Source organism: Bacillales bacterium (assembly GCA_035700025.1).
Taxonomy (GTDB): domain Bacteria; phylum Bacillota; class Bacilli; order Bacillales; family DASSOY01; genus DASSOY01.
Window position 1 is genome coordinate 19,856 of record DASSOY010000059.1, and the last position, 8,768, is coordinate 28,623.

Genomic DNA, 8,768 nt, shown 5'->3' on the forward strand with positions numbered 1-8,768 from the left:
GGGATTGGCTTGAGGAGACTGTCACTTGTCGATTGGATGAAGGTGCGTTCGGTATCTTCAAGTGCGACATTACAAATCGGAGACAGCGAGACGATCACACCGTACGATCAAGTGTTAGCGGTGCAAAGAGAATTCCCGGTTTACAGCAATAGCGATTTCGACTTTCAACGCTTTGACTTTTTCACGAGACCTTTGCCGCCTGTTCCTGCGGGTTGCGGCGGGCATTTCCATTCGGAGAATCGGGTTCCGATCATAAAAGTCGGAGCGGTCGACATCCACGGCGTGGCAGCATCCTCCGTCGTACAGGTCGGCTCGACCCGGCACGTGTTCAGTTCATCGCGAGTGAAGCAAATCCGACAGTTTTTCCTTCCGTTAACAGAAGAGCAATACGCATATTTTTATGAAGATAATGATGACAATCGGAGCTAGACCGAACTCCTCTCCAATCGCGACATACAATAGCACTATCTTATTTTCGCAGAAAAAGGATGTTGCCCGATGCCTTCTATCGTCGGTCCGGTAAAAATCAACAGCGTCGCCAGCAGCGGGGTCGTCGACTTCGGGGATAATTGGCAAATCACGCCAAAAAGCACGACAAAAACGTATGCGGGATCAGGGTCTTTCGGCACCGGCGACTTTCATGTAAACTATAACGCCATCAGTAATACGATCGTTCCGGATCCTGACGCGGTCGATTCAAGCAATACCGCGAACAACTAACCGGGGGCGGCACAATGGTAGTGAACATTTATCAAAACATCGACATTCGAACGTTGAACGTTGGAAGCGTTACGAACTCGTCGGTCTTGCAAATCGGGAGCGCCGGCTGCATCCATACGGCCGCTCATTTATACAACACCGGCGGCTTTACGGCTGAAGCGCCATCCTTGATTGAAACCGACACGACAACGGAAGCCCCGCTCGTGCCGCTCGTGGCACCGTCACCCTCGTGATTCGCTTTGTTCCCGCCGGCGAATCGCAGCAAGCAATACTCTCACAGCAAACAACAACGCGAAGATACTCACATACGAGGATTGCCAGGTCCACGAATTATAGTGAACGAGATTTGTATACCTCTCCAAAATCGTTTCTCCAGCGGTTAGAACGGTTGTATAGCCGATGCCTTGCCGTAAGATGCCGCTCCAACTCGCATGCGAAGTAGTTTGGCAATAGAAAATGCTGACAACCGGCAACAATAAAAACTCGTAGAGCGGGCTCGTGTCGAAATAATTGTCAAACAACCCGATTGGATAGGTAACCATGTCGTTTTCGACGACGATCACGCCAAAAAACGTCGAAAAATACGAAGTCAGAAAGAAAACGATCAGCCATTCTTTCATCGGCGGTTTTCTTACAGCATACCCAAACAGGAAAAGGCCGAATACAAGCAAAGCCCAGAGAAAACCTTTTTGGATGGAAACGTCAAATGGAGACATATCGACCCTCCCCGTCAACTGGGGATTATTATGCCTCTTTGACCGTAATCTTATGTGGTTTTCGCATAAAGACACATATCCATTAAGCAGCCGTCCGAATGACGGTCCATGTTTTTCATGATTCCTTCCAACCGGTATCCAAGCTTTTCCGGTATGCTGCGGCTCGCTTTGTTTTCAGTGGCCGCGCGAATCTCGACGCGGTTCGCCTTCAACGTGTCAAATGCAAAGCGGCTCATTGCTTCGGCTGCTTCACTCATGTAACCTTTGCCGGCGGCATCCGTTCGCATCCAGTAGTACATTTCCAGTTTCGGGATCTCCCAGTCGATCGGACTAAAGCCGATTACGCCAAGAAACGCCTTCTTGTCTTTTGTATAAATGTGATACCGCAAGGCTTTTCGCAATATGAAATCGCTGTAGGCTTTGCGAACGTTTTTCTCCGACTCTTCGATTGTTTGTTCTTTCCGTGCGAAATGAAGCCACGGTTTCAGTTCGGCAGCCGACTCCCGTACCGCTTCATGGACGACTTTTCCTTCGCCGGGGCGAGGGACGTGAAGCCACAACCGATCGGTTTTCAATTCTGTCGGAATCTCCAACAATATCGGATCCATGTCCAACCTCCTGTTTTTCGTTACTGAACACGCTCGATTTTCGGATGCGGCCGGCTTTCATCGAAGGTTAGCCGGTACACGTCCGGATTTGACAGCCGGCTCCACAAATCGAAACCGACATTCGGCTTAAAGTGCTTCACCATTAAAGCCAGCAAGCCTCCATGCGTGACCATCACAGCATTCTTTGGATCTGCGTCCAACACATCGCGGACAACCGTGATCCCCCGCGTCATCGCCTCCCGCCCTGTTTCGCCCCCTTCGTGGCAAATATCGAGATCGGCAAACGAGTTTTTGAGGCGCACCAGCCAATCGTCAAGCGGCCGCCCGCTCAACACCCATTCGATCAGGCGATTGTCTTTTTCAATCGTGAGCGACGCCGCTTTGCTGAAAGGACGAATCGATTCGACTGCACGCGTGAACGGGCTTGAGACGATTCGCTCGATCCCGCACGCGGATAACTTCTCCGCTAATTGCACAGCCTGCTCCTTTCCTTCGTCTGTCAACTTAGCGGTCATTTGTTGGCCCTCGGCCTGGCAATGCCTTACTAGATAAATGCGTTTCACCCTTCTTCCTCCATTTCCCCTCCTTTTGTTTGTTCGCTTTCGTTTGCCAAAACCCTCCCTTTTTCGGCTTTCACGGAATTGTTTGACAAAATCGATCGTTAGGAAATCAAGATGCGACGAAAATATTCCCCGTCGATCAGGCAATCGGCAAGCATGTTTCGATACAGGGAAACAATTCCGATCATGCCCGCGATTTGTACCGGTTCATGCTCCGCGGCCAGCTTGTTCACCGTTATGTCGACCGGATGCGGCAAATGATTCAGTTGTTCCGAGGCTTCCGACAGCAATTGCGCGCGAAGCTCGTGATAATTTCGCGACGGAACATAGTCTCGCAAATGAACCCAGCATGTTCTCAAAAATTGAGGGAAACGGGACAACGCACGGTAATCAACCGCTGGTTGATGATGGCCGTGACGGGAAGCGATCTCTTCTAATAACGAACGGATCGGTTCGGGCACGTCTAAAAGATCGACGTTTTCCAATTCGCCCGTGTTCTTTACAAACCCCGGCTTTATCGTACCTTTCGTTTTTCCGGTACCACGCGCACCGCGGCCGGCAAGACTTTCATACCAGGCCGTCGTCAGTAACAACAACTTCGGATTGACGAAATTGAAGGTGTCCACAACCGATCGAATTTTAGCAATGACGGGCCTCTTGTAATACGTTCCCCAATCAATGACGGGAATGTTCGCGTCGATTTCGGGATGGCGCAACCGGTCGGATCCGCGCTTCCATTCGTACGTCAGCAAATTCTGCCGCACTTCCCGCCAACCGACTGCCAAGAATTGATCATATCCTTTCAACACAGTAAACAATTCGTGGACAAAGGGGACTTGCAACACATTCATTACATCAGATTGAAATGCTTCGGCGGCGTTTCTTTCGCGATCAAACGGGACATCCATTTTGATTCCCCCTTAACGTTTTCCATAAAAATTATTCTTCGCTGCTGCGAATAGAAGTGATGTTTAATTTTTTCACAAACGTACATGATAAAGGACATGGAGGTGAGTCCATGGCATCGCAAAAAGAACGCAAATCTTACACGGATGATAAGGAAATTCCGACCGATACCCCGTTGAACCCGGAGTTGCAATGGAATGTGGACGAAAACAGCGCCGATTCACCATTTCCGTTCCCGGGAGATTCGGTAGACGAACATAAAGAACTTGAACACGCCAATCGCCATTTTGCCGAAGAGATCGCCAAGCAGCAGAATGAAAACTTGTAAATAAGCCAATCGCGCAAACGTTAAAGGTGGTACATATGGGCTTTCTATCCGCATTTTTTTCAAAAAAGGAAACGTCAAAGCAAAGCAGCAAGAAATCATCGCAAAAAGCCTATGCTTCCATCAAAAAAAATTTCGATTTCATTCAAACTACGTTGCACCATTCCGACGATTTGCAAATGAGAAAGTTGGACGACGAGTCGGCGATCATCTATTTCAATACATTGACAGACACGAAGCTCGTACATGATCGAATCATGTCGGCGGATACGAGGACGATTACCGGCGTCGATTTGGCCGAATCCGAAATCGAAACGACGGACGACTTGAATAACGCCGTCAGCGCACTTATTGATGGGTATACCGTATTGTGCAAAAACGGCAGCCAACGACTGTATTTAGTCAATACGACAGCGCATTACGACCGTCAAATTGATGAGCCGGATAACGAGAAGATCATTCGCGGCGCCCATAACGGGTTCAACGAAAATTTAAAAACGAACATCAACTTGTTGCGAAAAAGCATCGAAAGTCCCGACCTTTGCGTCAACTATTACCGGATCGGCAACATGACGCGCAAAAAAACGGCGATGATTTACATGAAAGGGATCGCGAATCCGGCGATCATTAATGCAGTCGAAGAGCGGCTGCGGACGATTAATGTCGACATGGTCATGAGCCCTGGCTTCATTGAGGAATTCATCGAAAATTCATCGTTTTCACCGTTTCCGCAAGCCTTGGGAACGGAACGTCCAGACCGGACGATGGGAAACTTAATGGAAGGGCGCATCGTTCTCATGACCGAAGGGGCACCGACGGCACTCATATTGCCAGTCACCTTTTTTGCGTTTTACCAATCGCCGGATGATTATAACAATCGTGCCATTTCTGGTACGTTCACCCGGATTCTTCGCATCTTCAGCTTTATGGTCGCCATCGTTCTTCCGTCTTTTTACATTGCGGTGGCGGGCCACAATTTCGAAGTGATTCCGGATGAACTCGTGCTGCCATTGAAAACGTCGGTCAATGAAATTCCGTATCCCCCTCTGTTTGAAGCATTGGTCATGGTGTTGACGATCGAATTGATCCGCGAAGCAGGGATTCGCTTGCCGACGCCGGTCGGACAAACGATCGGCATCGTCGGCGGTCTCGTCATCGGCAACGCGGTCGTCATGGCCGGCTTGATTTCAAACATCATGATCGTCATCATTGCCGTAACTGCAATCTCGTCTTTCGTCGTGCCGTCGAACGAAATGAGCAACGCTGTCAGAATCTTGACGTTTCCGTTGATCTTCATGTCCTCAATGTTCGGGTTTGTCGGCATCATGTTCTCGCTGTTGTTCTTGTTGATCCATTTATGCAAGTTGGAGTCGTTCGGAACCGCTTATTTCGCACCGGTCGCCCCGCTCAACATCCGAAATTTGAAAGATTCGATCATTCGGCTGCCATTATGGATGCACAACAAACGTCCACGAGACGCGCAACCGGAACAATTGCAAACGCAAAAACGGTCGAGGAAGTGGGACAAATGAACAGGCCATACAAAATTACCCGGCGGCAAATGTTCATGCTGTTAATCCAGACGCAGATCGGCGTAAGCGTTCTTTCTCTGCCTTATGACGTTTTTAGAGCCGCCAGCCGAGACGGTTGGATTTCGGTGATACTTGCCGGCATCGCCTCGCAATTGATCATCATCATCCTTTGGTTGATTTCGAAACGATTTCCGAATGCACAGTGGTATGAAATTTTGCAAAAAACATGCGGGAAATGGGTAGGCCGTTTGTTCTCGGCAGCTTATTTTCTTTATTTTTGCATCCTCGGCAGCATGGTCCTTATCTTATACGGTCTTTCTGTCAACGTCTGGCTCATGCCGAACACCCCTACCTGGATTTTGCTAGTGGCGATGGCGCTGCTCGGCTCTTATTTAGGAAAGGAGAACCTGCGCATTTATGCACGGGTTTACACTTTTTTATCCGTCATTTTGGCTCTCTTGCTCGCTTTTCTTATTTACGCGATCAAAGACATCCATCCGTTGTACGTATTGCCGGTCGGAAGCTCAGGCATCGGCAATATCATGCTTGGAGTTGTTAAGTCCTTTCTTTCGCTCACCGGCTTTGAATTGATTTTGTTGATCTACCCCTTTGTGCAAGGAAATGCCGGACAAAAATTAAAAACCGCCTCCTTGGCTAACCTGTTTGTGATTGTTTATTACGTCGTTGCGACGCTCGTTTGCTTCATGTTCTTTTCGCCTTCTCAAATTTCGGTGTTACCCGAACCGGTTTTGTACATGATCAAAGCGTTTAATTTTACCGTATTGGAACGGGTCGACTTATTGTTCGTCTCTTTATGGACGGGCGTCGTCCTTACATCATTCACCAGTTATTTGTTTATGGCTTCCGAAGGACTAAGAACGTTGGCACCTCCGTTAAATAAAGCGAATGCCGTAAGAATAACCGTCGCCGTTTGTTATGTATTGGCCATCCTCCCTGGACAAAATGTCGTGCTTATCCAACATTTGAACACGATGCTTGCCCCGGTTACCGCAATGTTTTTGATCGGAATTCCAACCGTCGTCTTAGGATGGGCGATGATGTTTCGAAAAAAAGAGGGGATCTCTTCATGAAAAAAACATACGCAATGATCTTGTTCAGCGCGTTGGTATTGTTGACGGGTTGTTGGGACCAGAGGTATTTCAAAGATGTCAAGTTGGGCATGGCCTCGAGCATGGACGTCGCCGCAGGGGGAAAAATGCGCTTGACGGTGTCGATCCCTACGGTTCAAAAATTCGCACAAGGACTCGGTACCGAAAAAATTCAAATCGTCTCGACCGTGGCGTCGACTCCGAGAAAAGCGCGCATGAAAATCGACCGCATCGTTGCGAAAAACTTCGACGCAGCCAAAATGCGCGTGTTTTTAATTGGTGAAAAAATGGCGAAAAAAGGGATCTATCCGTTGCTTGATGTTCTATACAGGGATCCGTCCAACCCGTTGGACGCAAAAATCGCGGTCATGAAGGGAAAAGGGCAAGCAGGAATCAACTTATCACCGCCCGGAGAATCACGCATCAGCGAATACTTGCGGGATTTGCTTGATTCGGCGGAACGATCGACACTGCTTCCAAAGGGAAACGACATTCAAGCCGTTTCCGGTAACTTGGTCGGCAAAGGGAAGGACGACGTACTTCCCTACCTTGTCCTAAATCAACAAAAAGGAATTATCACCGTTTCCGGTGTGGCCTTGTTTAACCGAGATTATTATACAGGGAAACATTTGACCCCGGAACAAGCGACGTTGTTGATCTTGATGAGCGGCAAACACGGTCGAATCGCGAGAATCACGAAAAAAATGTACGACTTTAACAAACAACCGGTGAAAAACTTCATTACGATCGACGTGAAAAAAGTAAAAAGCAACCTTCAATTAAAAGTGGAATCCCCTACGGATATCTCCGCTTTCTTGAATATGACATTAGTGGTCCGAACGGTCGAGTTTCCAATTGATCATTTGCATTCGAAAAACATCGTGGAACAATTGAACGAAAAGTTATCGAAAAAAATTACGAAAGACGCGAACCAAGTCATTTCGAAGCTTCAAGAAGCCAATTGCGATTATTTCGGCCTCGGCCGGCAAATGATCGCCTTCCATCCGGACATATGGAACCAAATTGATTGGAACAAAAGATATCCGAAGATTGATTTCAAGAGCAAAGTCAGAGTCAATATTGTCCAGCACGGCATCATTGACTAGTCAGCCCGGGAGGAATTTCCATGAACGCAGCCCGTGTTCTGTTGGTTTTCACGCTAGCCGCCTTTCTCGTCTTCACCTCTGAAAACAGCGCGAAAGCCGAGTCGATCGACTCTACGAAAATCGTCGTAAATTTATGGAAAAACCAGCTCACGTTATTTAAAAACGGCCATCCGGCCGCAACGTACCCGATTGCGCCGGGCAAGGACCGCAATCCGACGCCGATCGGCACGTTCCGGGTGGTGCAAAAATCGAAAGAATGGGGCGGCGGATTCGGCAGCCGCTGGCTCGGCCTCAACGTGCCGTGGGGCAAATACGGCATCCACGGCACGAACAAACCGTATTTAATGGGGCAAAGCGTCAGCAGCGGCTGCATTCGCATGCGAAACCGCGACGTCGAAGAGCTGTTTTCGCAAGTGCCGATGGACACACCCGTCATCATCAACGGCCCGATTTTCGGGCGCGGCGAATACGCTTACCGAAATTTGGCCGTCGGCTCGAAGGGAACCGTCGTCCAAGTCGTGCAAAACCGGCTGCGCGCGGCCGGTTATTATAATGGCAAGATCGACGGCATTTACGGCGCAGCCACGAAGCAAGCCATGATCGCCTTCCAGAAAGACCGCGGCCTGCCGCCGACCGGCGGCGTCAAACGGCCGACGTACCACGCCCTCGGCCTGCTCGAATAGCCTGCCGCGCTCATTTGACGAAAAGCACCATGTGCATTTCGTCATGGTAGCGGCCGGCGATCTTAAGCGAGCGCGGTTCCGTGCCGAAGGCACGGAAACCGGCTGCCTCGTACAGCTTTATTGCCGGCCTATTGTTCGCTTCTACCGTCAATACGAGTTGCTCAATCTCTTCGCTGATGCGCGCTTGTTTGATAACGGCACGCAACAAAGCGCTTCCCGCCCCTGCAGAGCGATAAGACGGTGTCACGTACATGGCAAATACATTAGCCTTGTGACGCAACTTCGCTGCCGTCTCCGGCACGAGCACGACCGTGCCGACGAGTGCGCCGCCGTCGAACGCGCCGAACGTGTAGTTGCGTTCGACGCCGAGGCGCGTGCGCGTCTCGGCGAGCGGATGCTCCTTCGCCACGGCTTCCTCATAGCTGCTTGCGAACGCCTCGGGATTCTTCTTCAGCGCCTCGAGACGCAGCGGCCAATACGCTTCCGCGTCATCGGCCGTTAAT

Annotated in this window: 13 protein-coding genes; 8 read left to right on the plus strand and 5 right to left on the minus strand. The window is 49.7% G+C overall.

The features are described 5' to 3' along the window. Window positions 1-9: 9 nt before the first annotated feature. The 3 genes from VFK44_09965 (at window position 10) to VFK44_09975 (ending at window position 953) form a co-directional block, all read left to right on the plus strand. On the plus strand, window positions 10-429 hold the full coding sequence (locus VFK44_09965) for a spore germination protein GerPE (GenBank protein ID HET7628701.1): 420 nt from the start codon (window positions 10-12) through the stop codon (window positions 427-429). A 69-nt stretch (window positions 430-498) separates the two neighbouring features. Beyond that, the gene (locus VFK44_09970) at window positions 499-720 is read left to right on the plus strand and encodes a spore germination protein (protein HET7628702.1); all 222 of its coding nucleotides are present in this window, start codon (window positions 499-501) and stop codon (window positions 718-720) included. Between the two features lie 14 nt (window positions 721-734). Beyond that, window positions 735-953: a spore germination protein GerPB gene (locus tag VFK44_09975; GenBank protein ID HET7628703.1), complete on the plus strand. Its 219-nt coding sequence runs from the start codon at window positions 735-737 to the stop codon at window positions 951-953. On the opposite strand, the gene VFK44_09980 is transcribed toward VFK44_09975, so the two are convergent. The 4 genes from VFK44_09980 to VFK44_09995 all read right to left on the minus strand — a co-directional run bounded on the left by VFK44_09980 (window position 942) and on the right by VFK44_09995 (window position 3,512). After that, window positions 942-1,436, minus strand: coding sequence for a CBO0543 family protein (locus VFK44_09980; GenBank protein ID HET7628704.1), 495 nt, complete (start codon window positions 1,434-1,436; stop codon window positions 942-944). The genes VFK44_09975 and VFK44_09980 overlap by 12 nt on opposite strands. 50 nt (window positions 1,437-1,486) lie before the next feature. Continuing rightward, a complete protein-coding gene (locus VFK44_09985; protein ID HET7628705.1) occupies window positions 1,487-2,044 on the minus strand; it encodes a GNAT family N-acetyltransferase in 558 nt (185 codons plus the stop codon). A gap of 20 nt (window positions 2,045-2,064) precedes the next feature. Then, window positions 2,065-2,607, minus strand: coding sequence for a histidine phosphatase family protein (locus VFK44_09990; GenBank protein HET7628706.1), 543 nt, complete (start codon window positions 2,605-2,607; stop codon window positions 2,065-2,067). A gap of 98 nt (window positions 2,608-2,705) precedes the next feature. After that, window positions 2,706-3,512 (minus strand): halocarboxylic acid dehydrogenase DehI family protein, encoded by an 807-nt coding sequence (locus VFK44_09995; GenBank protein HET7628707.1) that lies wholly within the window; start codon window positions 3,510-3,512, stop codon window positions 2,706-2,708. A gap of 110 nt (window positions 3,513-3,622) precedes the next feature. Here VFK44_09995 and VFK44_10000 point away from each other — a divergent pair, with 110 nt between their 5' ends. The 5 genes from VFK44_10000 to VFK44_10020 are packed head-to-tail and all read left to right on the plus strand — an operon-like array spanning window position 3,623 to window position 8,265. After that, on the plus strand, window positions 3,623-3,838 hold the full coding sequence (locus VFK44_10000; protein ID HET7628708.1) for a hypothetical protein: 216 nt from the start codon (window positions 3,623-3,625) through the stop codon (window positions 3,836-3,838). Window positions 3,839-3,873: 35 nt separating this feature from the next. After that, window positions 3,874-5,367 carry a spore germination protein gene (locus tag VFK44_10005; protein HET7628709.1) on the plus strand — a complete coding sequence of 498 codons (1,494 nt, stop codon included), beginning with the start codon at window positions 3,874-3,876 and terminating at the stop codon, window positions 5,365-5,367. After that, window positions 5,364-6,458, plus strand: coding sequence for a GerAB/ArcD/ProY family transporter (locus VFK44_10010; GenBank protein ID HET7628710.1), 1,095 nt, complete (start codon window positions 5,364-5,366; stop codon window positions 6,456-6,458). Before VFK44_10005 ends, VFK44_10010 begins: the two co-directional genes overlap by 4 nt. Then, on the plus strand, window positions 6,455-7,582 hold the full coding sequence (locus tag VFK44_10015; protein ID HET7628711.1) for a Ger(x)C family spore germination protein: 1,128 nt from the start codon (window positions 6,455-6,457) through the stop codon (window positions 7,580-7,582). Before VFK44_10010 ends, VFK44_10015 begins: the two co-directional genes overlap by 4 nt. Before the next feature lie 20 nt (window positions 7,583-7,602). Further along, window positions 7,603-8,265, plus strand: coding sequence for a L,D-transpeptidase family protein (locus tag VFK44_10020; protein ID HET7628712.1), 663 nt, complete (start codon window positions 7,603-7,605; stop codon window positions 8,263-8,265). Between the two features lie 10 nt (window positions 8,266-8,275). Here VFK44_10020 and VFK44_10025 read toward each other — a convergent pair. Continuing rightward, a partial coding sequence (locus tag VFK44_10025; GenBank protein HET7628713.1) for a GNAT family N-acetyltransferase occupies window positions 8,276-8,768 on the minus strand: 493 nt, incomplete at its 5' end.

Excerpts from the sequence above, each read along its gene's own strand:
- VFK44_09970 (HET7628702.1), top strand. The coding sequence starts at position 499 with ATGCCTTCTATCGTCGGTCCGGTAAAAATCAACAGCGTCGCCAGCAGC.
- VFK44_09975 (HET7628703.1), top strand. The coding sequence starts at position 735 with ATGGTAGTGAACATTTATCAAAACATCGACATTCGAACGTTGAACGTT.
- VFK44_09980 (HET7628704.1), bottom strand. The coding sequence starts at position 1,436 with ATGTCTCCATTTGACGTTTCCATCCAAAAAGGTTTTCTCTGGGCTTTG.
- VFK44_09985 (HET7628705.1), bottom strand. The coding sequence starts at position 2,044 with ATGGATCCGATATTGTTGGAGATTCCGACAGAATTGAAAACCGATCGG.
- VFK44_09995 (HET7628707.1), bottom strand. The coding sequence starts at position 3,512 with ATGGATGTCCCGTTTGATCGCGAAAGAAACGCCGCCGAAGCATTTCAA.
- VFK44_10000 (HET7628708.1), top strand. The coding sequence starts at position 3,623 with ATGGCATCGCAAAAAGAACGCAAATCTTACACGGATGATAAGGAAATT.
- VFK44_10005 (HET7628709.1), top strand. The coding sequence starts at position 3,874 with ATGGGCTTTCTATCCGCATTTTTTTCAAAAAAGGAAACGTCAAAGCAA.
- VFK44_10010 (HET7628710.1), top strand. The coding sequence starts at position 5,364 with ATGAACAGGCCATACAAAATTACCCGGCGGCAAATGTTCATGCTGTTA.
- VFK44_10015 (HET7628711.1), top strand. The coding sequence starts at position 6,455 with ATGAAAAAAACATACGCAATGATCTTGTTCAGCGCGTTGGTATTGTTG.
- VFK44_10020 (HET7628712.1), top strand. The coding sequence starts at position 7,603 with ATGAACGCAGCCCGTGTTCTGTTGGTTTTCACGCTAGCCGCCTTTCTC.